Source organism: Limnospira indica PCC 8005 (assembly GCF_000973065.1).
Classification (GTDB): domain Bacteria; phylum Cyanobacteriota; class Cyanobacteriia; order Cyanobacteriales; family Microcoleaceae; genus Limnospira; species Limnospira fusiformis.
Genome location: NZ_FO818640.1, coordinates 1368119 through 1393535, shown reverse-complemented (window position 1 = coordinate 1393535; position 25417 = coordinate 1368119). Strand labels below are relative to the sequence as shown.

The 25417-nt window shown below is 47.2% G+C and carries 27 protein-coding genes, 1 tRNA gene and 4 pseudogenes; 18 read left to right on the top strand and 14 right to left on the bottom strand.

The features are described 5' to 3' along the window. Positions 1 to 104 precede the first annotated feature (104 nt). Positions 105 to 1856, top strand: coding sequence for a pilus motility taxis protein HmpF (hmpF, locus tag XZ46_RS06250; RefSeq protein WP_006620975.1), 1752 nt, complete (start codon positions 105 to 107; stop codon positions 1854 to 1856). Positions 1857 to 2283: 427 nt separating this feature from the next. Here the strand turns inward: hmpF and XZ46_RS31850 are convergent. Then, a pseudogene (locus tag XZ46_RS31850) lies at positions 2284 to 3163 on the bottom strand (IS630 family transposase). A 1878-nt stretch (positions 3164 to 5041) separates the two neighbouring features. Here XZ46_RS31850 and XZ46_RS06240 point away from each other — a divergent pair. Together XZ46_RS06240 and XZ46_RS06235 are read left to right on the top strand one after the other, a co-directional pair. Beyond that, the gene (locus tag XZ46_RS06240; RefSeq protein WP_008055721.1) at positions 5042 to 6004 is read left to right on the top strand and encodes a GDP-mannose 4,6-dehydratase; all 963 of its coding nucleotides are present in this window, start codon (positions 5042 to 5044) and stop codon (positions 6002 to 6004) included. A gap of 70 nt (positions 6005 to 6074) precedes the next feature. After that, a complete protein-coding gene (locus XZ46_RS06235) occupies positions 6075 to 6605 on the top strand; it encodes a hypothetical protein (protein ID WP_008055722.1) in 531 nt (176 codons plus the stop codon). Between the two features lie 124 nt (positions 6606 to 6729). Here XZ46_RS06235 and XZ46_RS06230 read toward each other — a convergent pair whose 3' ends face one another. Beyond that, a complete protein-coding gene (locus XZ46_RS06230; RefSeq protein WP_008055723.1) occupies positions 6730 to 7116 on the bottom strand; it encodes a ChuX/HutX family heme-like substrate-binding protein in 387 nt (128 codons plus the stop codon). Positions 7117 to 7153: 37 nt separating this feature from the next. Further along, positions 7154 to 8107: a PhoH family protein gene (locus XZ46_RS06225; protein ID WP_006620985.1), complete on the bottom strand. Its 954-nt coding sequence runs from the start codon at positions 8105 to 8107 to the stop codon at positions 7154 to 7156. Between XZ46_RS06225 and XZ46_RS36320 the strand changes: the two are divergent. Next, a pseudogene (locus XZ46_RS36320) lies at positions 8084 to 8265 on the top strand (hypothetical protein). The gene XZ46_RS06225 and the pseudogene XZ46_RS36320 sit on opposite strands and share 24 nt — an antisense overlap. Positions 8266 to 8791: 526 nt before the next feature. Here the strand turns inward: XZ46_RS36320 and XZ46_RS37770 are convergent. The 3 genes from XZ46_RS37770 to ffh form a co-directional block, all read right to left on the bottom strand. Next, positions 8792 to 8923: a KH domain-containing protein gene (locus tag XZ46_RS37770; RefSeq protein ID WP_322786893.1), complete on the bottom strand. Its 132-nt coding sequence runs from the start codon at positions 8921 to 8923 to the stop codon at positions 8792 to 8794. Between the two features lie 10 nt (positions 8924 to 8933). Further along, positions 8934 to 9227 (bottom strand): 30S ribosomal protein S16, encoded by a 294-nt coding sequence (rpsP, locus tag XZ46_RS06220; protein ID WP_008055729.1) that lies wholly within the window; start codon positions 9225 to 9227, stop codon positions 8934 to 8936. 137 nt (positions 9228 to 9364) lie between these two features. Beyond that, complete coding sequence (gene ffh / locus XZ46_RS06215; RefSeq protein ID WP_006620988.1) at positions 9365 to 10780, bottom strand: signal recognition particle protein; 1416 nt, start codon at positions 10778 to 10780, stop codon at positions 9365 to 9367. 16 nt (positions 10781 to 10796) lie between these two features. Here ffh and XZ46_RS35255 point away from each other — a divergent pair, with 16 nt between their 5' ends. After that, positions 10797 to 10952 (top strand): hypothetical protein, encoded by a 156-nt coding sequence (locus XZ46_RS35255; protein WP_006620989.1) that lies wholly within the window; start codon positions 10797 to 10799, stop codon positions 10950 to 10952. Between the two features lie 20 nt (positions 10953 to 10972). Here the strand turns inward: XZ46_RS35255 and XZ46_RS06210 are convergent. The 4 genes and pseudogenes from XZ46_RS06210 to XZ46_RS06195 all read right to left on the bottom strand — a co-directional run bounded on the left by XZ46_RS06210 (position 10973) and on the right by XZ46_RS06195 (position 12739). After that, positions 10973 to 11044 (bottom strand) — tRNA-Asn (locus tag XZ46_RS06210). Between the two features lie 78 nt (positions 11045 to 11122). Continuing rightward, positions 11123 to 11671 (bottom strand): NYN domain-containing protein, encoded by a 549-nt coding sequence (locus XZ46_RS06205; RefSeq protein ID WP_006620990.1) that lies wholly within the window; start codon positions 11669 to 11671, stop codon positions 11123 to 11125. A 104-nt stretch (positions 11672 to 11775) separates the two neighbouring features. Next, positions 11776 to 12476 (bottom strand): annotated as a pseudogene (locus XZ46_RS06200) (ABC transporter ATP-binding protein). Then, the gene (locus XZ46_RS06195) at positions 12473 to 12739 is read right to left on the bottom strand and encodes a UPF0367 protein family (protein ID WP_006620992.1); all 267 of its coding nucleotides are present in this window, start codon (positions 12737 to 12739) and stop codon (positions 12473 to 12475) included. The pseudogene XZ46_RS06200 and the gene XZ46_RS06195 overlap by 4 nt, the downstream one beginning before the upstream one ends. Before the next feature lie 341 nt (positions 12740 to 13080). Here XZ46_RS06195 and psbD point away from each other — a divergent pair. After that, a pseudogene (gene psbD, locus XZ46_RS06190) lies at positions 13081 to 14146 on the top strand (photosystem II D2 protein (photosystem q(a) protein)). A 74-nt stretch (positions 14147 to 14220) separates the two neighbouring features. Here psbD and XZ46_RS06185 read toward each other — a convergent pair. The 3 genes from XZ46_RS06185 to XZ46_RS35800 all read right to left on the bottom strand — a co-directional run bounded on the left by XZ46_RS06185 (position 14221) and on the right by XZ46_RS35800 (position 16049). Beyond that, positions 14221 to 14754 (bottom strand): DUF1499 domain-containing protein, encoded by a 534-nt coding sequence (locus XZ46_RS06185; protein ID WP_006670297.1) that lies wholly within the window; start codon positions 14752 to 14754, stop codon positions 14221 to 14223. Between the two features lie 131 nt (positions 14755 to 14885). After that, positions 14886 to 15341, bottom strand: coding sequence for a hypothetical protein (locus tag XZ46_RS06180; RefSeq protein WP_006670298.1), 456 nt, complete (start codon positions 15339 to 15341; stop codon positions 14886 to 14888). Between the two features lie 474 nt (positions 15342 to 15815). Continuing rightward, positions 15816 to 16049, bottom strand: a complete 234-nt coding sequence (locus XZ46_RS35800) for a hypothetical protein (protein WP_006620996.1) — start codon at positions 16047 to 16049, stop codon at positions 15816 to 15818. 1182 nt (positions 16050 to 17231) lie between these two features. Between XZ46_RS35800 and XZ46_RS06170 the strand changes: the two genes are divergently transcribed. The 11 genes from XZ46_RS06170 to XZ46_RS06120 all read left to right on the top strand — a co-directional run bounded on the left by XZ46_RS06170 (position 17232) and on the right by XZ46_RS06120 (position 23376). Beyond that, the gene (locus XZ46_RS06170) at positions 17232 to 17393 is read left to right on the top strand and encodes a hypothetical protein (RefSeq protein WP_228116497.1); all 162 of its coding nucleotides are present in this window, start codon (positions 17232 to 17234) and stop codon (positions 17391 to 17393) included. 72 nt (positions 17394 to 17465) lie between these two features. After that, positions 17466 to 17669, top strand: a complete 204-nt coding sequence (locus XZ46_RS06165; RefSeq protein ID WP_006620999.1) for a hypothetical protein — start codon at positions 17466 to 17468, stop codon at positions 17667 to 17669. Positions 17670 to 17809: 140 nt separating this feature from the next. Next, positions 17810 to 18346, top strand: coding sequence for a hypothetical protein (locus XZ46_RS06160; RefSeq protein ID WP_228116496.1), 537 nt, complete (start codon positions 17810 to 17812; stop codon positions 18344 to 18346). Positions 18347 to 18367: 21 nt separating this feature from the next. Continuing rightward, a complete protein-coding gene (locus XZ46_RS06155) occupies positions 18368 to 19162 on the top strand; it encodes a DUF1822 family protein (protein WP_008049154.1) in 795 nt (264 codons plus the stop codon). A 173-nt stretch (positions 19163 to 19335) separates the two neighbouring features. Further along, positions 19336 to 19782, top strand: coding sequence for a hypothetical protein (locus XZ46_RS06150; protein ID WP_006621002.1), 447 nt, complete (start codon positions 19336 to 19338; stop codon positions 19780 to 19782). 148 nt (positions 19783 to 19930) lie between these two features. After that, a complete protein-coding gene (locus XZ46_RS06145) occupies positions 19931 to 20404 on the top strand; it encodes a CBS domain-containing protein (RefSeq protein ID WP_006670302.1) in 474 nt (157 codons plus the stop codon). Positions 20405 to 20546: 142 nt separating this feature from the next. Next, positions 20547 to 21209: a phycobilisome degradation protein NblB gene (nblB, locus tag XZ46_RS06140; protein WP_006670303.1), complete on the top strand. Its 663-nt coding sequence runs from the start codon at positions 20547 to 20549 to the stop codon at positions 21207 to 21209. A 126-nt stretch (positions 21210 to 21335) separates the two neighbouring features. Continuing rightward, entirely contained in the window at positions 21336 to 21527 is a 192-nt protein-coding gene (gene psbZ, locus XZ46_RS06135) for a photosystem II reaction center protein PsbZ (RefSeq protein ID WP_006617715.1), read from the top strand. 109 nt (positions 21528 to 21636) lie between these two features. Next, positions 21637 to 22242 (top strand): 6,7-dimethyl-8-ribityllumazine synthase, encoded by a 606-nt coding sequence (gene ribH, locus XZ46_RS06130; protein WP_008049147.1) that lies wholly within the window; start codon positions 21637 to 21639, stop codon positions 22240 to 22242. Positions 22243 to 22318: 76 nt separating this feature from the next. Continuing rightward, positions 22319 to 22984: a methyltransferase family protein gene (locus tag XZ46_RS06125; protein WP_008049146.1), complete on the top strand. Its 666-nt coding sequence runs from the start codon at positions 22319 to 22321 to the stop codon at positions 22982 to 22984. A 155-nt stretch (positions 22985 to 23139) separates the two neighbouring features. After that, a complete protein-coding gene (locus XZ46_RS06120; protein ID WP_006621009.1) occupies positions 23140 to 23376 on the top strand; it encodes a DUF4327 family protein in 237 nt (78 codons plus the stop codon). 82 nt (positions 23377 to 23458) lie between these two features. On the opposite strand, the gene XZ46_RS06115 is transcribed toward XZ46_RS06120, so the two are convergent. Further along, positions 23459 to 23722: a hypothetical protein gene (locus XZ46_RS06115; RefSeq protein WP_006621010.1), complete on the bottom strand. Its 264-nt coding sequence runs from the start codon at positions 23720 to 23722 to the stop codon at positions 23459 to 23461. 242 nt (positions 23723 to 23964) lie between these two features. Between XZ46_RS06115 and XZ46_RS06110 the strand changes: the two genes are divergently transcribed. After that, positions 23965 to 25398: a NupC/NupG family nucleoside CNT transporter gene (locus XZ46_RS06110; protein ID WP_006621011.1), complete on the top strand. Its 1434-nt coding sequence runs from the start codon at positions 23965 to 23967 to the stop codon at positions 25396 to 25398. Positions 25399 to 25417: the final 19 nt, after the last annotated feature.

Here is a 25417-nt window from a genome sequence, read left to right as displayed (position 1 = left end):
GAGTACCTCACTAAAGGTCAGTCAACAACCCACTGTTAACATCGAAAACCAGAATATGATTAAACCTAGGAATAAAGCTTAAACAGCATCAGAGGATAATCACCGTGCTTTATTTAGCGGAAGTACAAAAGCAGAAAAGTGGTTTTATAGGTGGCGGTCGGGCTGAACTCAAGTTGCTGGTTTGTCAGCGGGGCGAGAACAATTGGAGCGCCGTACCGGGGGACGATCTGGTTCCGGCGGAGGATGCCAACAGCTATAAGGATGGCGCTCTAGTGTTAGTCGAACTCAATGCCAGCAAACAAGTTCAGCGCATCGAGGACGGCAAAAAACTGGTCAGAATTCTTGAAGATTTTTCCCGATTGCAAGACAGATTCAAAAATCAACAAGAAGAAATCGAACAGTGGAAAGAATCCCTCACCTACCAAACTCAAGAACTAAATCGCCGAGAACAAGAACTAAATCGCCGAGAAATGGAAATGGAATCTCGGCGAGAACAGATGGATCATCTGGAAGCTGAACTCGATAAGCTCGAACAACAACGACAGAGCCTGGAAAGGAGCAAACAACAAGAGGAGAAACTGCGAGCTGAAATAGACAAGGCTCGCCACGAAGTTGAGAGTAGCCGATCGCAACTTGAAGAAGAAAAGCGATCGCTTGAGGAACAGCGGGCAGAACTGGAAACCCATAAAGGATTAAGCCCAGAAAAAGCCCAAGAAATGCAAGCACTTCTGGAGCTACTCTCAGGTGGTAACTCTATCGAGTCTCTCAGAGAATTGATAGAGCGAGCCCAAAACCAGATCAATGATGGCATCTCTGTAGGACAAACCTACCGTCAGCAAATGGAAGAACACCGCAACCGTGCTTCTGAGTTGCAGCAGGAGGTAGACCAAGTGACTACACTGCGCCATCAGTGGTCAGAATGGCATCAGTCCCACATCACGTTGTTAAATGATCGGGCACAACTGAACTCCCGCCAAAATCTGTTGGAATTCAATGAACAACAAATTCAGCGATTAGAACAAAATATTGAATACCGACAGGCCCTGTTAGAGCAACTGCAACGTCTTTCTGAGTCGGTTGCTAGTCGTTCCACTTCTGGAGTTAAGGTAGATACGGCACCCTTGCAGAAAATGCCCATTGAACAACTACAGGCGGAAGTTCAACGCTTGCAGGAAGAATGGGATCGATGGTTCCGCATGGTTAAAGAACAAGAAGAGGAACTCAAATACAAACAAGAGGAAATTGAGGAACTTCAACAGGAAATTAATCGGGCTTCTGGGAGCGTTCGCGCTCAGAAAGAATCGGATCTAGCCGATGAACAAGATGCCTATCAAATGCTGAATAAAACCCTAGAAGGACAGCGTCGGACTTTGGGGGAAAGGGAAGACCACATGAACCAGTATCAAGCGGTTTTGCTACAACGACAAGGTAGCGCCGGAACTGTTGATATGGGGGTTGCTCTTGGCTTTCCGTCAATTCTGGCTGCTATTGAAAAACAGCAGCAAGCCAGCCGAAGTGAACTTGAGCAGTTGCGCGATCGCACGGAACAATTAAAAACTGAAATTTCTAACACGGACGCGCAATTGTCCCAACAAGAAACTGAACAGGAACAGAAACGTCAGCAACTAGAAGCCCAAGAACAGAGTTGGATTAAACAAAAACAAACGTTAGCTGAAATTCAAGGTCGCGCTAATCTCTATGAAGAATTACTACCATCCCTTGAGGAAAACTGGAATAATTTACAAGAGCAGATCGAATCGTTGTTAACACAATTTAATCAAATTCAGGAACTCAGCCAACAGCAAACTCAAACACAAGGAGAACTTAGTCAACTAATATCTGGTCTGATTTCCTAAACTGAGGATGAAACCCAGAAACAAGTCAAGTCATAAGTGCGAAACCTTCAGGCATGAAATAGGGTTGAAATACCTGAAATAGCCGCCTGGTGGGGGTTTCATCCCCTAGGCGGAATACAAGGAACGCACTCCTGACCGACCCCATAACTGTTTATATGTCCCTAAGTTTTGTATCCCAAGATACCAAAATTAGGCAGGGAACCCAAGGTCAACACGCTCTGTAACAAATCGGGTAGGGGTCGAGAATGGAGTCACCTCCATCCCCTCCCATTCAAAACCGTGCTTGAGATTTTCACCTCACACGGCTCCTGGTGTGGATGCCCACATTGTCAGTGGCACAGCGATACCAACCGCTGCTTTGTCCTTCTTTGTTCAGAGCTATAGCACAAGACAGAAAAGTTAGGACGTATAGCATTAGTCAAGGTGGTTAGGACGCAGCTTGGAGAACGGAATCCATGGCATCATGGAGAGAATCAAACTGCTCACGTGCAGTGGCGAATACGGGCTTTCAGCCACGACCAACATTTCTCTATCTTGTTGAGGTCTGGCGAATAAGGCGAAAGATAGAGTAAACGGCATTGAGCTGCCTCCACCAGTTCAGCAATCCGTCCCCCTTTATGAAACGTTGCATTGTCCAATACTAGAGTCTGACCTGGCTTCAATGTTGGAATTAAGATGAACTCCAACCACAACTCAAACAAACACTGTCCGATTACAACAACCCTCAAAGCTAAAGGGAGCTAAGAGTTGTTGATGACACCATGCGGCTATCATACTTACCCTGCCCTGCCTCTTCCCTGATTTGAGTGCATGGAAGCGTTTTCCTTCCTCGCAGTAACCATAAGGGTAATCCGAGTCCTGACTATTCATGCCGGCTTCATCGAGGTAGACCACTTCTTGTGGCTCCATCTGTTCAATCTGAGCCATAAACTCCTCTCGCTGTTGCTTCCAACGTTCTTGGTAGCCGTAAGTTTTTTTCTGGTGCAGCCAATTTTCTTCAAGGCTCTGGATATGGTGCGAGGAGAGATGTCGTCATCCCAAAGTTCAGCCATTTGAGCTGCTGTTTTGTCGCCATGCTCTTGGGCAAAAGCCTTGAATTTTTGCCAGTCGGTAATTTTGTGGTTATTGCCAGGTCGGTGATGAGGTTTAGGGAGGAAGTCTCCGGTCTGTGCTTTTCTTTGCAGCCAGAGATTAATGGTGTTCCGGCTGACATGGAAAACTTGACTGGCTTCTGTTTTGGGCATACCGTCTAGTTCAATGGCATCAATAACTTTTTGTCTGAGGTCGTAACTATAGGGGGCTGGCATTTTGGGTCTTCTTAGTCATCTCGTCCTCTCCATTATACGTCCTAAGTGTTCTGTCTTGTGCTATATGTAGATATCCTTGCCATTATACGTCCTAACTTTTCTGTCTTGTGCTATAATTATTAATTATTAATTATTCATTGTAGGGGCGCGCCTCAGCCGTCAATTATCAATTCCCCACCCAGGTTTTGGTAAACCCGCCCCACCGTTTCCCCTGAGAAACCCGGTTTCTCAAAGAAACCGGGTTTCTTGACCACGATATGGGTGGTGCGTCAGATGAACCAAATTGGCCGTTGACCCGATAGGTTATCCCTCTGACGCACCCTACGAGGGTGATAATTATTAATTATTAATTGTAGGGGCGCGCCTCGGCCGTCAATTCTCAATTCCCCACCCAGGTTGTGGTAAACCCGCCCCACCGTTTCCCCTGAGAAACCCGGTTTCTCAAAGAAACCGGGTTTCTTGACCACGATATGGGGGTGGTGCGTCAGATGAACCAAATTGGCCGTTGACCCGATAGGTTATCCCTCTGACGCACCCTACGAGGGTGATAATTATTAATTATTAATTGTAGGGGCGCGCCTCGGCCGTCAATTCTCAATTCCCCACCCAGGTTGTGGTAAACCCGCCCCACCGTTTCCCCTGAGAAACCCGGTTTCTCAAAGAAACCGGGTTTCTTGACCACGATATGGGTGGTGCGTCAGATGAACCAAATTGGCCGTTGACCCGATAGGTTATCCCTCTGACGCACCCTACGAGGGTGATAATTATTAATTATTAATTGTAGGGGCGCGCCTCGGCCGTCAATTCTCAATTCCCCACCCAGGTTGTGGTAAACCCGCCCCACCGTTTCCCCTGAGAAACCCGGTTTCTTTGAGAAACCGGGTTTCTTGACCACGATATGGGTGGTGCGTCAGATGAACCAAATTGGCCGTTGACCCGATAGGTTATCCCTCTGACGCACCCTACGAGGGTGATAATTATTAATTATTAATTATTAATTGTAGGGGCGCGCCTCGGCCGTCAATTCTCAATTCCCCACCCAGGTTGTGGTAAACCCGCCCCACCGTTTCCCCTGAGAAACCCGGTTTCTTTGAGAAACCGGGTTTCTTGACCACGATATGGGTGGTGCGTCAGATGAACCAAATTGGCCGTTGACCCGATAGGTTATCCCTCTGACGCACCCTACGAGGGTGATAATTATTAATTATTAATTGTAGGGGCGCGCCTCGGCCGTCAATTATCAATTCCCCACCCAGGTTTTGGTAAACCCGCCCCACCGTTTCCCCTGAGAAACCCGGTTTCTTTGAGAAACCGGGTTTCTTGACCACGATATGGGTGGTGCGTCAGATGAACCAAATTGGCCGTTGACCCGATAGGTTATCCCTCTGACGCACCCTACGAGGGTGATAATTATTAATTATTAATTGTAGGGGCGCGCCTCGGCCGTCAATTCTCAATTCCCCACCCAGGTTGTGGTAAACCCGCCCCACCGTTTCCCCTGAGAAACCCGGTTTCTTTGAGAAACCGGGTTTCTTGACCACGATATGGGTGGTGCGTCAGATGAACCAAATTGGCCGTTGACCCGATAGGTTATCCCTCTGACGCACCCTACGAGGGTGATAATTATTAATTATTAATTGTAGGGGCGCGCCTCGGCCGTCAATTCTCAATTCCCCACCCAGGTTGTGGTAAACCCGCCCCACCGTTTCCCCTGAGAAACCCGGTTTCTTGACCACGATATGGGGGTGGTGCCGTGGTGCGTCAGATGAACCAAATTGGCCGTTAACCCGATATGTTATCCCTCTGACGCACCCTACGCACTAGAATAATGATGATTCGGTTATTATCTATATTTGGTAGTCTGACCCACCCTGCTATATGAAAAAAGCGCTAATTTGTGGAATATCTGGACAAGATGGAGCCTATTTAGCCTCACTGCTGTTAGATAAAGGCTATGCCGTATATGGTACTTCCCGTGATGCACAGATGTCATCATTTCGGAACTTGAAAAGGTTGGGAATTTATGACCGAGTGAAATTATATTCCATGTCTCTCACCGACTTTCGTAGTGTTCTTCAAGTTTTGACCCAGGTTGAACCACAGGAAGTCTATAACTTGGCGGGTCAGAGTTCCGTGGGTCTATCCTTTGACCAACCTGTGGAAACCCTCGATAGTATCGCTGGGGGAACCCTCAACCTCTTAGAAGCGATCCGATTTACTGGCGCACCTATTAAACTCTATAATGCTGGGTCTAGTGAGTGTTTTGGTGATACCTACGGCGAACCTGCTGATGAAAATACCCCCTTTCGTCCTCGCAGTCCCTACGCGGTCGCTAAGTCCGCCGCCTTTTGGGAAGTCGCTAACTATCGCGAAGCCTATGGTTTATTTGCTTGTTCTGGAATACTATTTAACCATGAGTCCCCCCTGAGACCCTCCCGGTTTGTGACTCAGAAAATTATTCATGGAGCCTGTGCGATCGCCTCTGGAAATCAGGATAAACTATATTTGGGTAGAATCTCCGTGCAGCGAGATTGGGGTTGGGCTCCTGAGTATGTCGAGGCCATGTATTTGATGCTTCAGCAGCCACAAGCTGATGATTATGCGATCGCTACCGGGGAAACTTACTCTCTTGAGGATTTTGTCAAAACTGCTTTTGATTGTGTCGGTCTAAACTGGGAAGATTTTGTCGAAACTGACCAAAGCCTCTACCGTCCTACAGATATCGCTGTCGGTCGCGCCTCCCCCGCTAAGGCTAAACATAAGTTAGGATGGGAGGCTCAGGTTAAAATGCCTGATATAGTCAAAATGATGGTGCAAGCGCAACAGGAGCGATCGCCATAATACCTACATAGATATGATATAATATCATAGTCTATGCTGACAACTCTGATTTTTGATTAATTATTTACTAATGGCTAAAAACAAAGAAGTTCACATTCTGGAAGTTGTCTTAGTCCCTAAAGAGGAATGTGAGTCCCTGCTGGGTTTTATGATTGATAGACCCCAAGCCGAAGCTAAACTTAACTCTGCGGAAATTGAATTTTCCGGTTGGGTATTGGGTAAAACTTTACCCGCTATTGCTGTGGAAATCCTACAGGGGGAAAAGATTGTTAAAACTATTTCCGTCAGTGATTCTCGTCCTGATGTCGCCAGGGTTTACCCTGACGCACCAAGCGCCAGTATTAGTGGCTTTAAAGAAATTATTGATTTGGGGGAATTTTCTGGGGAAAATGAACTCACTGTACAGGCTATTTTGCGGGATGATAGTATTGTTACTATCGGACAGGTGCGATTCCAAACTCCTGAATCGGCTCAAGTTTCCCAATCCCCAACTGTGATATCATCTGAAAAGCTGGAACGTGCTAGGGCGGATTTAGAGCGATCGCGTCAATTTTTGGAACAGGTAAAAGCCGACTTAGCCAAATACGAAGTTAACCCATAACCGCAGCTATATGGTCATCCCGCCGCTGGGAAACCCCTAGGAACCCGGACAGTTGGTTGATTAACCCCACCCACATCAACCTATGTTGGGTTCCACTTCCTTTCAACCCACCAACCCAGGAGAATTATAATTGTATGTGGTCGCCATATTGGGCGCGCAAACCCTCCCAGGCTTCTACCTGTCCTGGTTCATATTCTCCGGGTTTTCCCCATTGTAAAAAAGCACTTAAAGCTGGTTGATTTTCAGCATCTAAAAACCGAATCGCATAGGTAGTAAAATTCCCGCGCTTCGCTTCTCCCGTCTCAAATTTAACCGCTTTAATTTGGTCAATATTTAGGTGGAATTCAAACAAATCGCTGTGCATATTAGCATACATTCCTTTCGGAAGTTCTGCATAAAATAGCTTTTGAATTTTCCCCTTAACTTCCAGAACAGCAGCACTACTGGTCACAATTAAGCGCAAAGTTCCCAAACTTTCGCAAGACTCTAACAACTCTTTTAAATCAGCCATAGTTATTCTCAGCTATTACCTATCCAGTAATAGTCATTTATTTTTCATGTCGTTCATAGGCGGCGACAATGCGCTGAACCAGAGGATTCCGCACCACATCCGCCTGAGAAAACTCACAGAAAGCTATCCCTTCAATATTTTGCAGAATCTTGAGGGCAACTGTCAACCCCGAAGATTGATTTAGTGGTAGATCCGTCTGGGTAATATCACCCGTTACCACCATGCGCGATCGCGACCCTAAACGAGTCAGCACCATTTTCATTTGTCCGGGAGTCGTATTTTGCGCCTCATCAAGGATGATAAAGGAATTATTGAGAGTGCGTCCCCGCATATAAGCAATAGGCGCAACTTCAATCACTCCCCTTTCCATCAAATTAGCTGCTTTTTCTGGGTCTACCAACTCATAAATCGCATCATAAAGAGGTCGCAAATAGGGATTAACCTTTTGCTGCAAATCTCCCGGAAGGAAGCCTAGACGTTCCCCCGCTTCCACCGCTGGACGGGTAAGAATTAACCTTTCGTATTGGTCAGAAAGTAACGCCTGAAGCGCGATAATTGCTGCTAGATAAGTTTTACCAGTTCCCGCTGGTCCAATGCAAAAAGTTAAATCATGGGTGCGGATAGCTTGGATATATTGTCGCTGACGGAAAGTTTTAGCGCGTATATCCTGACCTCGGCGAGTTCTCGCTAAAACATCCTGCTGAAGTTCCCGCAGATTAGCTTCTTGGTGGGTATTAATAGCATGACGTGCGGTTAGAATATCGGGGTCTGTGATAGTTTTACCATTTTCCCAAAAAGGTTTGAGGGATTCTATCAAAACTCGGCACAATTCCACCTGTTTAGTCGTACCACTAATCAGCAAATCTTGACCCCGCAAAACTATCTGAGTTCCAGTTTGTTTAGACAGGGTTTTGAGATTATCTTCTTGATAACCCCCTAAAGCGATCGCACTTTCGATAGTAGGTAACTGAATCGTCAGTCGCTCAGTCATTCACGTAAAACTCCTGGGAGGGTTGGAAGCTCCGTGATTTATCGCGGAGAGGAAAACCGACTCAAGCAGCTTTAGCCGCCAGCACCCCCTTGCGGGGTGGAGGGGTATGGTTGCCCCTCCATGGAGCTATGGTTGGCTCCGACTCCCTTGCGGGGTAATGTTTGCTTCGCCAATGTTCAGAGTCGGTACTATCCAAATCGCACGTCCTTAACCCCTTAGAGATGTTTAACGATTCGGTTCTAGGGCCTGGAACTAGCACGCATTCCAGGGTAGGAACTTTAACTCTTGCTCTGAACGTAGCCAGTTAAGGCTATAGCTGGTCAGCTACCTGAAAGGGGGGCACGAAGCCCCTGTGCTTCAGCCGGGGGTGCTGACCAAACATCATCTATACACCAGACAAATACAGGACAATCAATCAGGAAAGCGACAGACAGGCGTTCCTTGCGTCGCTTTCCTTAGCAACAGAAAACTATCCGTCTCTATGAATTGGTCCCCTAGGGGTAGATGGACGAGTTGGGCGGCTGGTACGTTTCGGAGACGGACGGTTTGCTGAAGCCCGAGGCGGACGACCTGGGGTAGGACTGTCTTCGTAAATATCTAAATACACCGATTCCCCCGCCACTCTAGCGATCGCAGATAGAACATTACGAATCGCCTGGATATTATGTCCCGAACGACCATAAACTAAACACGGCCCTTATCTTCCGCCTCAAAAGCCAATCTCACCCAAATTTTGCGGTGAGCTGGCGATCGCTCACAATCAACCCGCAGCGCCTCTGGCGACCCCAAAAACGGGCTAATTAAGAATCGTACCAACTCCCCATAATTAGGATTGGCTGACAGGTTCTGGGATACTGGGTTCAGCGATGACTCCGGACTTGAGTTGTTCAAATACATTGGCTTTTTGCAGGATGTTACGCACAGTTCTAGTAGGTTGAGCCCCTTGTTTCAGCCGTCGAATAATAGCCGGGGTATCCAATCTAGTTTCATCCGTTCTGGGGTTATAAAAACCCAACTCTTCCAGAGGACGACCTTCACGACGCGACAGACTATCCATCGCCACAATCCGATAACTAGCTTCTCGTTTCTTACCGTAACGTTTCAATCTCAGTTTGATCATTTGGTTTTAATCAACTCTCCTTATGAATTTTAAGCTATTGTAGCAGTCTAGGACAGACTGACCAGCAAATCCGCCTCTCAATGGGGTAACTTAGTATTATAGCATTCCCAGAACCCGACAAAAGTCAACTCCCACAGTTAAAGCTGACCGAAACCCTTTTTCTTTTTGGCTTTCTTTTTCTTCTTCTTGCCGCCAGCCATACCCGGCATTCCCATACCCGGCATTCCCATACCCGGCATTCCCATACCCGGAAACTGACCCTTACCCATTTGTTGCATCAAGCTCCGCATCCGCTGAAAATCGCTCACCAAACGCATCACATCCTTTTCCGCATATCCAGCCCCTTTAGCCACCCGCTTACGTCTTGAGGGCGAATTTGACAGCAACTCAGGATTCTTCCGCTCCTCAATAGTCATAGAATTAATCATAGCCTCCGAGCGTTTAAGCTGGCTTTCCCCCGCGTCCAACTGCTCCTGAGAGATTTTATTCATCCCCGGAATGAGTTTAACCAACCCCCCCAAAGACCCCATATTTTTCATCAACCGGGTCTGCTTGAGAAAATCCGTGAAGTCAAACTTAGCCTCTAAAATCTTCTCCTGCATCTTCTCAGCATCGGCGATATCAAACTCTTCCTGAGCCTTTTCCACCAATGTGAGGATGTCACCCATACCCAAAATTCTGGATGCCATACGTTCCGGGTAAAAAGGTTGTAGGGCTTCTACCTTTTCCCCGACCCCGACAAACTTAATCGGAGCGCCGGAAACTCGCCGAATTGACAGAGCCGCGCCGCCGCGACTATCCCCGTCCATTTTAGTGAGGATAGCACCAGTAATGCCAATTCGGTCATTAAAGGTCTGAGTCAGGGTAGCTGCTTCCTGACCCGTCATGGCATCAACTACTAACAAGGTCTCGTGAGGTTGAACCGTCTCCTTTATTTGAGCCAGTTCCGCCATCATATTCTGGTCAATTTGTAACCGACCAGCCGTATCAATGATAATTGTATCAATACCCTGGGCTTTGCCGTACTCAATACCCTGGCGAGCAATTTCTACCGGGTCGGCATCTTTCCCTAACTCGAATACGGGAACATTTATCTGTTTCCCCAGAGTCATTAACTGGTCAATAGCTGCTGGTCGGTAAACGTCCGTAGCTACTAACAGGCTGCTGCGATTCTCTTTTTGTAGGTGCAAGGCTAACTTAGCGGAAGCTGTAGTTTTACCTGTACCCTGCAAACCTGCCATTAACACGATGGTTGGTGGTTGTTGGGCTTCAGCCAGGGGAACATTGCTTTCCCCCATGACTTTCACTAACTCATCGTGAACAATTTTGATAAACTGTTGACCGGGTTTCACGCCGGATACTACTTGCGAACCCTGGGCTTGAACGCCAACCTCTTTGATAAAATCTTTAACTACCATCAGGTTAACGTCGGCTTCCAATAGGGCGCGACGAACTTCTTTCAGAGCTTCCTGGATATTGGATTCTGTAATTTTGTCCTGACCCCGGAGTTTTTTCCAGGCGGACTCTAAACGTTCAGAAAGGGCATCGAACATAAATAATAATGCTTTAGTGAAAGGTTCTGGCTGCTATAATTTTGGCCATGGGGCGATCGCATTTTACCACAGCAACCTAACGAAAAATGTCTCCCTCCCCGAACGCACCTCCAATCAGGCGAGTAATTGGGCAGGATATCCGGTTAAGGCTATGGCGGGCGATCGCATTTAATGCCGTATTTTTGGCAAAAACTCCCCGGGTAGGATTCGAACCTACGACCAATCGGTTAACAGCCGACCGCTCTACCACTGAGCTACCGAGGAAAGTGGGTTGTGGTTGTCTTAGCCACAGTTAACTATAGTAACCCAGTGGTAAAATTTTGTCAAGCATTTTGCTCAAATTTATTTTAGCCCCATCCGCAACTGATCCAAACGCCTTTGAGACTCAGGATCTAGGGAACTGTCAAGAAAGCGACTCCTCGATCGCTTAGGAGTTTGGTGGCGACGTTGGCGCTGTCGATTAGAAGCCTCAACCGCTTCGGATAACTGCATTGCAGACATCCATTCTGCACCGTAGCCCATCACAGTTAACTGTTGTGCGCGGTCTGAGGTAGCCACCAGCAACCGTCGCCGTGATAGTCGCAACTTATGACACAGGGAGGCACACATTTTTTCTATATAAGTGTCAGCAGTTTGACCATAACCTGTATAGTGAATCAACAGATTACGACTGATCTTTTCACTGACACCGGGAGTATTCTGATAGTGAGCATCGAAGACAATGCGAGCATCGAGACCTTCAAAAGCACTGTAGTTAATCAGAGTTTCGATCAGATGTCGCCGGGCTGACTCCATGCTTTCCCCGTCGCGCTTTTGTTGTAAACGGGGCCAGATTCCGATGATGTTATAACCGTCTACAAACAGGACGGCATTGGTTAAAGGGCGTGACATGATTTATTACTGCAAAGCTCATATTGAACAGTGGACAATTTTTGCTTAGTTTCAATAATGGCATTTTTTTCGTTAGGTAGGATGAAAAAATCAAGGTCCAAAATCTAGGTTTGATGATTTTGCATCAATCGCCGTTTCAGGGGTTCAGGGTTTCCCTGAGCCACCACACGGCCGTTTTCCAACAAAAAAGCACCATCGCTGTAGTCAAGTTCATCGAGGCGGTGTGTCACCCAGAGGGCGGTAATGCCGCGATTTTTGACTAAATGGCGAACTTGAATAACCAGGTCTCGCTGACTGTCTGGGTCTAGTAGGGCGGTGGGTTCATCGAAAAGTAGGACTTCACAATGTCTAGCGATCGCACCGGCGATCGCAATCCGTTGTTTTTGTCCTCCGCTGAGGGCATAAATAGGGCGGCGCTGCAATTCCAGCAATTTCACCGCCGCCAAAGCATCCTCAACCCGTCGCCTAACTTCCACTAGGGGGAGGCGATCTTCCACCAAACCAAAGGCCACATCTGCCCCCACAGTAGGCATAACCAATTGGTGATCAGGATTTTGGAAGACAAACCCCACCCGTCCCTTAATGTTAATCTCACCGGACTGGGACTCCAGCAGTCCAGTTAGTAGCCGCAACAGAGTTGATTTCCCGCTGCCATTCGTACCAAGTAACATCCAAAATTCCCCGGCGGGGACGGCTAGGGAACAAGAAGTCAGGACTCTAGTCTAGCACCTCCCGACCATTGAAAGTTCAGGTTTTTGACTTCAATAGCCGGTAGGGGTGTTTGGGGTTGGGCAGATTGGCTCATTCTGTTAAGGCTACAAATCCCGGAGATCTACCTGTAGCTGTGGTCCCCGATTTTTCGGAAATCTGCACAGCCGAAATTTCGCTGCTGAGGACAGCTACTTTTTTATCGGTCATTTTCTCGCAGGTTAACTCCAACAGTTGCCCATGGTCCGAACGCATCATGTCTAGTACCTGGTTATAGACCCCCATAGCGTCCTCTTGGGTCTTTCTTTGTACCGATAGGGGAACCGGGACATATTTCACGATGATGTCAATGGTGAACATAGAAAAGTCTTAAAAAAAGGTTAAGTTTAACACCGACTCTCACCAGTATGTCAGATATCGGCACTGTCTGGTTAACATCGCAGCCCTTAAATCCCAATCTCTGAGGCGATCGCATCACTTCTGGGGCTTCCGGCTGACCCCCACTAGGACCCTCGCGATTAATTTTATTCTGAGACTTGCCAATCTGAGAATTTATGTTTATACTGTTAAGATAGGTAAAGAAAAGTTAACGGCATCGATCATATCCCTAACTTTCTGTTAAGAACGGGAAGCTAGATTTTAAAATAGAGTGCAGTTGGCTGATTTACTGGAAATCATAATTTATTCGGAGATTTGGGTTTATGACAATAGCAGTCGAACGCCCTCAAGTCACCAGAGGATGGTTTGATGTCCTCGATGACTGGCTGAAGCGTGATCGCTTTGTATTCGTAGGATGGTCTGGTATCCTGCTTTTCCCCTGTGCCTATCTATCTATCGGCGGATGGCTCACCGGAACTACCTTTGTTACCTCTTGGTACACTCACGGACCGTCGCCAGTTCCTACCTCGAAGGCTGCAACTTCCTGACCGCTGCAGTCAGCACCCCCGCCAACAGTTTGGGTCACTCCCTGCTGTTCCTGTGGGGTCCCGAAGCTCAGTGGGACTTTACCCGCTGGTGTCAATTAGGGGGTTTATGGGCTTTTGTAGCTCTACACGGAGCTTTCGCGCTAATTGGGTTCTGCCTGCGTCAGTTAGAAATCGCCCGCTTAGTTGGCATTCGTCCTTATAATGCGATCGCTTTCACCGGTCCTATTGCCGTGTTCGTGAGCGTATTCTTAATGTACCCCTTGGGTCAATCTGGATGGTTCTTTGCTCCCAGCTTTGGTGTAGCAGGCATCTTCCGGTTTATCCTATTCTTCCAAGGATTCCACAACTGGACGCTCAACCCCTTCCACATGATGGGAGTTGCCGGCATCCTGGGTGGTGCGCTACTCTGTGCTATTCACGGTGCTACAGTAGAAAACACCCTGTTTGAAGACGGAGAAGGATCTAACACCTTCCGTGCTTTTGAACCCACCCAAGCCGAAGAAACCTACTCCATGGTGACAGCTAACCGCTTCTGGTCCCAGATTTTCGGTATTGCTTTTTCCAACAAACGCTGGTTACACTTCTTCATGCTGTTTGTTCCTGTAACAGGGCTGTGGATGTGTTCCATCGGTGTAGTAGGTCTAGCTTTGAACCTGCGTGCTTATGACTTCGTGTCACAAGAATTGCGCGCGGCAGAAGATCCTGAGTTTGAAACCTTCTCTTCTATACTAAGAACATTCTACTTAACGAAGGTATTCGCGCTTGGATGGCTCCAGCCGATCAACCTCACCAAAACTTTGTATTCCCCGAAGAAGTTCTACCTCGCGGTAACGCTCTGTAATCTGGGACTACTCACATAACCACCAATTAACCCCCTTTCCTCAACGGATTGGGGGTTTTGGTTTGATTTTGATTTTATGGGTTCAAAAGGCTTCTGATGGTTTCGATCCGATCGCGATTAACTCCCAAATCTGACTCTCCGAGTCGGGATGCCGATCGCACTTGAATCACCCCCGCCTCATCATCCAAATAAAATTCTACATCATCCACAAAGCCCATAATCGCCGAGGTAAATTCGGCATTAAGATAATGGTCATCCGCCGTCACGATTTTGGCGTTGTCCATACTCTCCACCACTTGTTTGATTTGAGCGAATGCTTCCTCCCCAGAGGTGGAATAGGTGAAAGGTTCGATATAGTGAACCCCGTCCTGGCTTTGGGTGGAAACGCAGTTAGGGGAAGCAGGACAATCGGAAAGATAGCCGTCGTGTACTCCTAGGTTATCGGGTCGCTTTCCTGAGAAGGAAAACAGACTCCCTAGGACGCTGGGATGGGTAGGCGCAGCCACCGCGACGGTTTCCCCCCCAAAATATCCAACCAGTCCCAACCATAAGGCGATCGCCATCGGTAGTAATTTCTTGTGCAAGAATCTTAGGGGCGAAATCTGCATATATATAACTCTCCCGTTAAATTGATTGATATCGATACTTCCCCGATTCTATCCCAGGAGGCGATCGCCCTGTAGCGCGACGGGGGAGGAATAGGTAATCATCAATTACTTAGAAGCCGGGAGTTTAAACCTCATCCTGCCGGAACTAACCGAGTCACTTTTAGGCGAAAATTTCCGCCTCTTCTTTCCCCAAAGGCGCGAACTCTCACAATATAATCCCCTCCCTCCATAATGCGAGCAAACAGGAGAGAGTTGGTTGTCCCGTCCGGGCCGTCGTCATTTTCTGCGATCGCTATACCATCATCCGATAACAACACCACCACAGTATCAAATTCATCCGACATCAGCTCAATCATCACTTGTTCATTGCTTGGGAGACGGACGCGATAATCCCGTAAAAAGCCGCCATCTCCTATGGGAATATCTCGTTCCGAGAGGATGTCCTCTACCACCTCACCCGGAACGATGGAAATGGGTTGATACATGACCTGTTGCGCTTGTAGCGGACCTGTTGCCAGTGCTAATGTACAAGCCGTGAGACTCGCCAGTAAACTTGAAGACCAAGAGGAAATAGACAGGTTTTTCATAGAGTTTAGAGTTACCGTGAAAATGAAACCCTTTTATGAGAATCTGTGCCTGGCGCGCTGAAAACCTTTCCCGTAGCGACAAACCTCGCCCTATGACTCCCTGACCGAAAACTAGAAACCAACCATTAACCCGGTTTTTGCCTCGCCCGGAATATATATATGGCGGCACACTTTCCCATGGTGTTATATTACGTCAAATTTCCCCGGAAGTCAAGCCCCCATCCCCAAAAATTTCCGCACCCGTCAACGCCATCTCTAGCCTGCATAAAAAACCCCTGCCAGAATCGATAGAACATTGTTAGCATAATTAGTGAGATAAGATATCTGGGAGGCATTGGGAAGATGGCAACAACCTTAGCACAGGTGGCGGGTTTTCTGGATAACCGCCGATGGCACTACCACAGCGACACCGACCGAAATCGCATCATTACTTTACTGGGGTACAGTCCGAACAGGTCGAGAATTTCACGATTGTCATTCAACTACAGGAAGACGGGGAATATTTAGCCCTGTTTGCGCCGCAACTCTTGAACCTGAAAAACCATGTATATAAAGGCGTGGCATTTCAGACAAGCCTTCCTGTTGAGCCATCTTCTCAAAATATTCGATGACCTCAATTCCCAGAGAAATAGTGACTTGTTTTTTTAAGGGTTCCGCAAAAGGATTGGGTCTCCTTTTCATTTGGGAAAGCGGATATTCCGGTTCCATGAGTTTATCTCCGATATTCTTGGCTATGCGGTGCGTCAGGTGACGCACCCTACGAGGGTGATAATTATTAATTATTAATTGTAGGGGCGGGTTCTGCGGTCAAATTTCCCTCCCAACGAGGATATTAATAAACCCGCCCCCAAACCCGTCGCCGTCAACGGTCAATTTTCCCTCTCCCACGGCTGAGAAACCCGGTTTCTTTGAGAAACCGGGTTTCTTGATTTCGGCGGTCAAACCCCGGTTTTTTCAACAGGACTATGCGGTGCGTCAGGTGACGCACCCTACGAGGGTGATAATTATTAATTATTAATTGTAGGGGCGGGTTCTGCGGTCAAATTTCCCTCCCAACGAGGATATTAATAAACCCGCCCCCAAACCCGTCGCCGTCAACGGTCAATTTTCCCTCTCCCACGGCTGAGAAACCCGGTTTCTTTGAGAAACCGGGTTTCTTGATTTCGGCGGTCAAACCCCGGTTTTTTCAACAGGACTATGCTATGCGGTGCGTCAGGTGACGCACCCTACGAGGGTGATAATTATTAATTATTAATTGTAGGGGCGGGTTCTGCGGTCAAATTTCCCTCCCAACGAGGATATTAATAAACCCGCCCCCAAACCCGTCGCCGTCAACGGTTGATAAACCGCGTTTTCAACAGGACTATGCGGTGCGTCAGATGACACACCCTACGGTTGCTGAGAAACCGGGTTTCTTGATTTCGGCGGTCAAACCCCGGTTTTTTCAACAGGACTATGCGGTGCGTCAGGTGACGCACCCTACGAGGGTGATAATTATTAATTATTAATTGTAGGGGCGGGTTCTGCGGTCAAATTTCCCTCCCAACGAGGATATTAATAAACCCGCCCCCAAACCCGTCGCCGTCAACGGTTGATAAACCGCGTTTTCAACAGGACTATGCGGTGCGTCAGATGACACACCCTACGGTTGCTGAGAAACCGGGTTTCTTGATTTCGGCGGTCAAACCCCGGTTTTTTCAACAGGACTATGCGGTGCGTCAGGTGACGCACCCTACGAGGGTGATAATTATTAATTATTAATTGTAGGGGCGGGTTCTGCGGTCAAATTTCCCTCCCAACGAGGATATTAATAAACCCGCCCCCAAACCCGTCGCCGTCAACGGTTGATAAACCGCGTTTTCAACAGGACTATGCTATGCGGTGCGTCAGATGACACACCCTACGGTTGCTGAGAAACCGGGTTTCTTGATTTCGGCGGTCAAACCCCGGTTTTTTCAACAGGACTATGCGGTGCGTCAGGTGACACACCCTACGGCTACTGAGAAACCGGGTTTCTTGATTTCGGCGGTTAAGTTAAACCCCGGTTTTTAATTAGCCGTTTACCCGATGGGTTATCCCCCACAGGCATATATATGCGCCCACCTTTTCCCATGCTATTATGATATGTCAAGTCCTCCTCAAAGTCAACCCCTAATTAGGAGAAATTTTGGGGGGATTAAGAAGATTATGGAAAGTGCGATCGCACTGGGGGAAATGTGGGATAATCTCAGGAGGTCTACCGAGTTGATAAATCTGGCAATGACACGAGATTCTAAATGTCCCGATAAGGAAGTAAAAGAGATTTTGCGCCGATCGCTAAAAACCTAATCGGTGAAAGAACGTAAACGCCTACGACGGGAGGCGATGCGAATGATGATAGCTGCACCGGAACACTGTTTTTGGAAGGGAGAACCGCCACAATATCGCGATGATTTGATATATATTGAAGCGACGGCGGCGGCTTGGGATTGGATTATATCGATCGCAAAATTCATGGAAATGTCCGGGGTGGCGAAGTTTATGACCCCGATATTGACAACGCTGCTAGTCCCTTCACTCTCTGGAATATTCGCTGCAAATGGGCATATCAAGACATCCTGAAAAAACGCAGACAGTTAATCGATGATCATCCCCCCACACCAGACCCAGAAACACCTTACAATATTGAAAATGAACCGCAGCCGTCGGTAGATATTCCTCGGTTACAACGCATTCGCCGAGAAATTGAAAATGACCCAACGGGGGAGTTAAGGAGTTCTTTTGTACGCAAAACCCCACCGCCGCCGATTACGGTTCAAGATGCTTTATTGTTCATTTATGATTGCGTGTCTCGCGGGGAAAAATACACCCTAAAATTGGTGGCGGAACATTTTAAGATCCCGCCGGGTGTCGTCAACTCTGCTTGGAGTCGCACCATCAGTCCCCTGTTGAAAAAAATGGGCGATCGCCTATCTCAGGAACTAGATTTATATGATGGGGATATTTACCCTGAAACAAGCTGTTAACCAGAGGATTATTTAAGCATCATGAACACTCAAGAATTATTCGGTCAACTGATTCCGATACCCCCGCAAATCACCGATTATTTACAAAGGGTTTCCCGTGACATTGAACCCTCCCAATTTCCAGAGATTGCGGAAAGAGCGATCGCTGTTTGGGTGGTGCATCGATATCTAAAAAGGTTCGATTATCAATCGGATTTCCGCAGCAGTAGCGCCTGGAATATCGCCGCCCAGGTTTTGACGGATTGGGGGGATTTGGAAATCTGGGAAGAAGGGGAAAGTTTGGGCATTGTGGAATGTATCCCCCTCCCAGCGAATGCCGAAAGTTTGGAGATTCCCGAAGGTGCCGTAATAAGCGATCGCATAGCCTATATTGCAGTAGAAATTAACCCGCCCCAAACCTGGGGAAAAATTGTCGGATTTACCCCCACCCTAGAAATAGAAGACCCGGAATTGAGTATCGATCGCGAAGACCTGTTAGAATGCGATCGACTGTTGGATTTATTGGAACTCGCCGAACCCCTCGCCGACCCGTCCCGATTTGCCGAATTAGAGTCCTATTGGTCGGGTTTGGGTGAATGGTCTGCGGAAGCACGCCAAGCAGTTGTCGCCCAACTGGAAAGAGCCTTATTATTGGAAACCATGGAACCCCTACAAGTGGAGTCCGCCGCCCAGGAAGTAGAAGCGTTAATCGCCCAATCTGTAGCCGAGTCAGCGCGAGAATTGGCAGTGCGAGAAAATGCCGAAGATGAGTCTCGCCAAGAACTGCGATCGATTTTGCGGCGGTTATTCGAGTCATTGCGGGGAGCAGAAGATTAATCACCAGCCCCCCTACCCCCAAGGGATGGCAAGGCTCTAGGAGCCTCCTGGGGCTTGTTGGTGGCGATCGCGGTTGAGGGTGCAACCTGCCCCTGCATAAAAAATCACGATTTCCCAGTTAGTTATCTAGGGGGGTTCTCCCCAAATATAACTATCGAATTGCAGGCACAATCATGGAACATATAGCCAACATTCTGCCCAACGTGATTCCCCATATCAACACCGCCCAAAACGGCTTATATCCCCTGGTAGAAAATGCGATCTTCACCTCTGCTATCAGCCTAGACCGCCTACCCTACGCCGTCCGCTGGCACATTCCGGCTAAGAAATATTCCCAGGCGAAAGGCTGGCTGGAAGAACTGACCCGACCCGCCGGAGGCCACAACGCCACCTTTTCCCATGGCAATTGGTGGAGTCCGGTCACCAAAACTTGGGTGAAAGAACCGATAGTTTTGGTAAAATCTTACATGACGGCTGCGGTTTTGGATCAACACCTAGGGGCAATGCTGCGGGGTTCTTATCGCATGGGTCGCACACTGGGAGAAGAAGCGATCGCTTTGGAAATTCTCAGCCATAACATCATGCTAGTCATTCCCACAGATACTCGGATCTCCCCTTGACTCCCGACGGCTGTCGCCCGTCATTCTCCCGTAGAGAAGCAGAAGCCCCGCACCTATCCTAACGGGTGGGTGTCGGGAATATGTCATGGTATACCAATTTTGATAAAATGAGAACTATAGACCGACAGTGAAACCGGAACCAGATACCATGGCTAAAACCGTTGCCGATGTAATGACCCCTAATCCCCTTGTGATTAGTCCTGATGCGCCCCTGGCTGATGCGATCGCCCTACTAGCCCAGAACCGAATTGGAGGGCTTCCCGTGATGGATAACACGGGTAAATTGGTGGGCTTTATCTCAGAAACTGATATTATCTGGCAGCAAAGTGGCGTGACCCCACCAGCCTACATCACTATTCTCGACAGTGTGATTTATCTGGAAAATCCCTCTCGCTACGAAAAAGAACTACATAAAGCCCTAGGTCAAACCGTGGGAGACGTGATGAGTAACGGACCCATGATCACCATTAAACCAGATTGCTCTCTGTCAGAAGCAGCCCGGTTGATGAACCAAAAACAAGTGCATCGGCTGCCAGTTTTGGATGGATCCAAAAAATTAATCGGTATTTTGACCTGTGGGGATATTATCCGAGTCATGGCTATGGGTACTGATGACGACTAAAGCACATCGGTTTCCCCAGTTGTTGTGAGTTTTCTCTCATCGCCGAATAAGATGGGAATAGTCCTTAAAGGTTAGTTCTCCCCCTAGGGTGAGAGTCGCCCCGGACCTTAACCGACAGCAACTGCTTAACTGTTTAACCAAAATGACTATTACTCCAGAGTCCATTATGCAACAACTGAGTTCGGAAAATCTTGGCGATCGCTTACGGGCAGTTAACCAAATCCGTCAACTCGAAAAAAATATCGGCTTTCAACTCCTGCAAACGGCGATCGCTGACCGAGATACCCGAGTCCGATATGCAGCAGTTAGCCAAATGGCCAGCCTCGGACACCAAGATCGCGATCGGTCTTTAACCCTGTTGCGCGATTGTCTGCTTAATGACCCAGAAGCTGATGTCCAAGCCGCCGCAGCCGATTCCATTGGGGCTTTGAAACTCACAGAAGCCTTTGAAGACCTGCATCAGGTTTACCATAATACCTCTGAATGGTTGGTGCAATTGAGCATTATTGCCGCTTTAGGAGAATTGGGAGATCCGCGCGGCTTTGAACTCCTCCAAGATGGCTTGATTAATGGCAACGAATTGATCCAAACCGTTGCTATCAGCGCTTTGGGAGAATTGGGCGATCGTCAAGCCATACCCCTATTGATATCTCGTGCATCAGACCCAGATTGGCAGATCCGCCACCGCATCGCCCAAGCCTTATCTCGCCTGGGGGGTGAGGAAGTTCAAGAGGTTTTGCAACAATTGGCTACTGATGAAGTTTCCCAAGTCGCCCAAGAAGCACAATCAACACAAAATTCCTAAAATCTGGGTTTCTCAGACGGTGCAATTTCTGGTAGCGTAAATATAAAGTACGAGCCGAAAAGGCTGATCTCGGCTAATCTATCGTTATTTGTACTTACGCTTATCCTTTCTGCTTGGGAGAAAAAAATGTTAACACTTCTGTTTCAAGTGCTTTTGGCGGCTTTGGTGATTGTGTCCTTCCTCATGATTGTCGCAGTCCCTGTGGCTTATGCTTCTCCTCAAAATTGGAGTCAGTCTAAGCCCCTCATTTTTATCGGTTCTGGCCTGTGGGCGGTTCTGGTGATTTTAGTAGGAGTTTTTAACTACTTGGTTGTTTAGCCCCTAGGCTATTGACAACCAACTTAGAAGAGGTGAGAGGAATGGGGAAATCTTCCGCCCCAAACCTCTATCCTCACATCCTCGATAGATAATTTAGACTACTTATATTATGACGGTTTTTGAAGGTACTTTTACTCAGCTTGACTCGGTAAAGTTGGCGATCGTAATTGGTCGGTTTAACGATTTGATTACCACTAAACTACTAGAAGGGTGTCAAGATTGTTTAAAACGACATGGGGTAAATCCTGATCCCCACGGGACTCAGGTTGATTATATTTGGGTTCCTGGTAGTTTTGAAATTCCCATGGTTGCTAATCAATTAGCCCTCAGCGGTCGCTATGATGCTATTATTTGTCTGGGGGCGGTCATTCGTGGACACACTCCCCATTTTGATTATGTGGCGGCGGAAGTGTCTAAGGGAATTGCCGCTTCTGCCTTCCAAACTGGCGTACCTGTGATATTTGGTATCTTAACTACTGACTCTATGCAACAGGCCTTGGAACGCGCCGGAATTAAAAGCAACAAGGGCTGGGATTATGCTATGAATGCCCTGGAAATGGCAAGCCTAATGCGACAAATGCGCCATAAAGGACGCTCAGGGCCTTATTTGCCTAATACTATTGGTGCGACATCAACTCCGGTTTTATCAGCCGGTGTCGATACCGATGAACAGTCGGAATTGTCTACGGAATCAGGCGATCGCTCTAATCAATAATACTGTAAATAATAGAATTGGGTAAATGCTCAAGATTTCATCTGTTAATTATTGGAGATTGTCGGGATGATTGACCATGAAAATTAAACAGGCGATCGACCTCCATAAATTCTTGACTTTCCTGGTAGTCCTGGGGTTGATGGTCGCATATAATAACTTTACTATCGGCCCCTGGGTTTATCTCGCTCTCCACGGAACCTATGGGATTTTGTGGTTGCTAAAAAGCCGTATTTATCCAGATAAACAGTGGGAAAAACAAGTTCCTTGGTGGCAGGGAGTGGGCGTGTTTACGTTTTTAATCTTATATTGGGTGGCTCCATTTATATTAGTTAGTAGTCACTCAGAACCAGCCCCTATATTAATTTCTGCCGCCATTTCTATTAACCTGTTCGGGGTATTTTTGCACTACAGCAGTGATGCTCAAAAATACTACACCTTAAAATATAAACCCGGATTAATTACTGAGGGATTTTTTGCCCGTTCTCGGAATATTAATTATGGGGGAGAACTTCTGATTTACCTATCTTTTGCTATGTTAGCACAGCATTGGCTACCGTTTTTGATTCTGGGCTTATTTGCGATCGCTATTTTTCTGCCCAATATGCTCAAAAAAGATGAATCCCTCTCCCGCTACCCAGAATTTGAACAATATCGCCAAAATTCGGGGCTACTCTTGCCCAAATTATGGGGCAAAATCCCCGACTCTAACCCTAGTGCGATCGCCCCAAATAATGATGGATGATTCCCTGAATTTAATCTTACTGTTAAAAATAGTAAAGATATAGAGATAAAATAGACATATTGCGAGACAATATGTTTAGGGAATACCGATAGGGTAGTCCCGGATACCGTTGAGTTTTAGTTATTTACCCAATTAACTGGGTAGGAGGTTGTGATATGGTACAAGCTGTGATTCCTAGTGCCGTCAAATATTCCATTCAAGTCATTCAAGACGAGGCGCGTAACCTCGTAGAAAAAGGATTAATCGATCGCCATCAACCAATTTACACCATGTGCCAGTATATCCCAGCCCGTGAGTGGGATTGGGTCGAGTGTGAATTAGAACAAAATGATTTTTTGCTCAGAGATCGAGTCATTGACCTTTTAGGTCGTGAGGACTGGAAGGAAGACTAGATTGATAGATAAGGATATTAGCATAAATCTTCGCGTCAGCTTGATTAGGGCGCTGGCTAATTGCGCCCTGGTAACTGCTATTTTAAGAATCCGTCGGAGAATCAATATTAGCCTTGAATGGGGACGGTGGGCGATCGCTACTCCAAGCCCACCAAGCACAACCACATTGACAGTGATAAAATTCTTGCCACTTGCGGCGGTTATTATCCCCATACACAGGCGATCGGCGATTAATCCACACCTGTTGAGCTTCTAAACTGCTGGCCGAACATTGGGGACAGCAAAACTCAAAGGCGTGAACAGCATCACTGGTCCAGTTAGGCGGTGTTAGCTGAAAAGCATCCATTTTAATCAGACTTTTTGCCCTATTGTAGAGTGTATTTGGCTATGGCAACATACCCAATTCAAATATGCTTGCATTTCAACCGGATCTGGTGCAAGATTCGTAGTAACCAAAATCCTTAGCTACCCATTTATCATCGGGTGATGACTTAGCTCAAAGGTCTATATCCACCCCCGGATCAGTCAAAGCTATGGTTGCGGGTGCAGCTTCTCCATTATTCAGTTTCCGCACTTAGGGAAAGATTTATGAATCTACTGCTGAATTTAATTTCCCTACTGGGAATTGCTGGTTTGTGCTTTATTGCTTGGTTAGGTTCCGAAAACAAGCGCGTCATCCCCTGGAATGTGATCTTTTGGGGAATAGGCTTACAAATGGTTATTGGACTCATTGTATTTGTCTTAGGTAGCCAATTAGTCGAGGGACTCAGCACCCTGCTTAACTCAATTTTGGACGCTTCCGAAGCTGGGGCGCGATTCTTATTTGGTGGACCACAATCAATTTTGGTAGCTGACCCAGACTTTCGCGCTGGTCCGGGTCCCGCTGGACGTTGGATTGCTAGGGCTGTGGGAACTCCCTTTGTCGCAGTTCCGGGCGATCGCATTGGTCCCGATAATCTTAACCCCGGTTTTGCTTATGTTCTAGCATTTCGCGCCCTTCCCCAAGTCATTTTCTTTGCAGGTTTGGTCAGCTTATTATATAGACTGAATATCATTCAGCCTGTTGTACAAATATTCGCCAAAATCTTTCAGAAAACCATGGGAATTAGTGGCGCTGAATCCCTATCCGGTGCTGCTAATATTTTTGTGGGTATTGAATCTGCGATCGCGGTAAAACCCTATTTATTAGACATGACCCGCAGCGAACTCTGTGCCATTCTCGCCAGTTGTTTCGGGTCGATCGCTTCCTCCGTTTTAGCATTATATGCAGGATTTCTCAGACCGACTTTTCCCAACATCACCGGACACCTAGTTTCTGCCTCTTTAATGACAATTCCCGCCTGTTTTGTCATTGCCAAAATTCTAGTTCCAGAAACTGATCAACCCAAAACTCTGGGGAAAGTTCCCGAAGAACCAAAAGCCGATAAAGCCAGCCTCCCTAACCCTATGGATAGCTTAATCGGTGGTGCTTTAGATGGCGTGAAAATGGCAGTAGGAATAGCCGCCGCCTTGATTGCAATTTTGGGAATGGTCGCTTTAGTCAATTTGGTTTTTGCTACTTTGGCAGGATTTTCCGAAAGTGATTTTTTCCTCCTTAGTTGGATAGGTAATCTATTTCAGGTCATTACCCTACAAAACATTTTGGGAGCCTTATTTTTACCTCTGACTTTTTTAACTGGGGTTTCCCTCGAATGGCAAGAACTATGGCAGTCTTCCCTGTTAATTGGCAGAAGGCTTTTGGAAACTAATATCCCCCCCTATCAAGCCCTCGCTCAACTTAATGCTAACGGCGAAATTAGCAACCGCGCCATGTTAATTGTTAGCTATGTTTTGTGCGGATTTACTCATTTTGCCTCCTATGGAATTTTCGTCGGTGGTTTATCTTCCTTAATTCCTAGCCGACGTTCGGAAGTCGCATCTTTAGGCTTTACTGCCTTATGGGCAGGTACTTTAGCCACTTTAATGACAGGCTGTATGGCGGGATTCTTTGACTTTGGAAATCCTGCTATTTTTGGAAAATAATTAACTAGATTAATTCGGG

Coding starts and splice junctions, on each gene's coding strand:
- XZ46_RS06240 (WP_008055721.1), top strand. CDS start 5,042: ATGAAAAAAGCGCTAATTTGTGGAATATCTGGACAAGATGGAGCCTAT.
- XZ46_RS06235 (WP_008055722.1), top strand. CDS start 6,075: ATGGCTAAAAACAAAGAAGTTCACATTCTGGAAGTTGTCTTAGTCCCT.
- XZ46_RS06230 (WP_008055723.1), bottom strand. CDS start 7,116: ATGGCTGATTTAAAAGAGTTGTTAGAGTCTTGCGAAAGTTTGGGAACT.
- XZ46_RS06225 (WP_006620985.1), bottom strand. CDS start 8,107: ATGACTGAGCGACTGACGATTCAGTTACCTACTATCGAAAGTGCGATC.
- rpsP (WP_008055729.1), bottom strand. CDS start 9,227: ATGATCAAACTGAGATTGAAACGTTACGGTAAGAAACGAGAAGCTAGT.
- ffh (WP_006620988.1), bottom strand. CDS start 10,780: ATGTTCGATGCCCTTTCTGAACGTTTAGAGTCCGCCTGGAAAAAACTC.
- XZ46_RS06205 (WP_006620990.1), bottom strand. CDS start 11,671: ATGTCACGCCCTTTAACCAATGCCGTCCTGTTTGTAGACGGTTATAAC.
- XZ46_RS06195 (WP_006620992.1), bottom strand. CDS start 12,739: ATGTTCACCATTGACATCATCGTGAAATATGTCCCGGTTCCCCTATCG.
- XZ46_RS06185 (WP_006670297.1), bottom strand. CDS start 14,754: ATGCAGATTTCGCCCCTAAGATTCTTGCACAAGAAATTACTACCGATG.
- XZ46_RS06180 (WP_006670298.1), bottom strand. CDS start 15,341: ATGAAAAACCTGTCTATTTCCTCTTGGTCTTCAAGTTTACTGGCGAGT.
- XZ46_RS35800 (WP_006620996.1), bottom strand. CDS start 16,049: ATGGAACCGGAATATCCGCTTTCCCAAATGAAAAGGAGACCCAATCCT.
- XZ46_RS06170 (WP_228116497.1), top strand. CDS start 17,232: ATGACACACCCTACGGTTGCTGAGAAACCGGGTTTCTTGATTTCGGCG.
- XZ46_RS06165 (WP_006620999.1), top strand. CDS start 17,466: ATGTCAAGTCCTCCTCAAAGTCAACCCCTAATTAGGAGAAATTTTGGG.
- XZ46_RS06155 (WP_008049154.1), top strand. CDS start 18,368: ATGAACACTCAAGAATTATTCGGTCAACTGATTCCGATACCCCCGCAA.
- XZ46_RS06150 (WP_006621002.1), top strand. CDS start 19,336: ATGGAACATATAGCCAACATTCTGCCCAACGTGATTCCCCATATCAAC.
- XZ46_RS06145 (WP_006670302.1), top strand. CDS start 19,931: ATGGCTAAAACCGTTGCCGATGTAATGACCCCTAATCCCCTTGTGATT.
- nblB (WP_006670303.1), top strand. CDS start 20,547: ATGACTATTACTCCAGAGTCCATTATGCAACAACTGAGTTCGGAAAAT.
- psbZ (WP_006617715.1), top strand. CDS start 21,336: ATGTTAACACTTCTGTTTCAAGTGCTTTTGGCGGCTTTGGTGATTGTG.
- ribH (WP_008049147.1), top strand. CDS start 21,637: ATGACGGTTTTTGAAGGTACTTTTACTCAGCTTGACTCGGTAAAGTTG.
- XZ46_RS06125 (WP_008049146.1), top strand. CDS start 22,319: ATGAAAATTAAACAGGCGATCGACCTCCATAAATTCTTGACTTTCCTG.
- XZ46_RS06120 (WP_006621009.1), top strand. CDS start 23,140: ATGGTACAAGCTGTGATTCCTAGTGCCGTCAAATATTCCATTCAAGTC.
- XZ46_RS06115 (WP_006621010.1), bottom strand. CDS start 23,722: ATGGATGCTTTTCAGCTAACACCGCCTAACTGGACCAGTGATGCTGTT.
- XZ46_RS06110 (WP_006621011.1), top strand. CDS start 23,965: ATGAATCTACTGCTGAATTTAATTTCCCTACTGGGAATTGCTGGTTTG.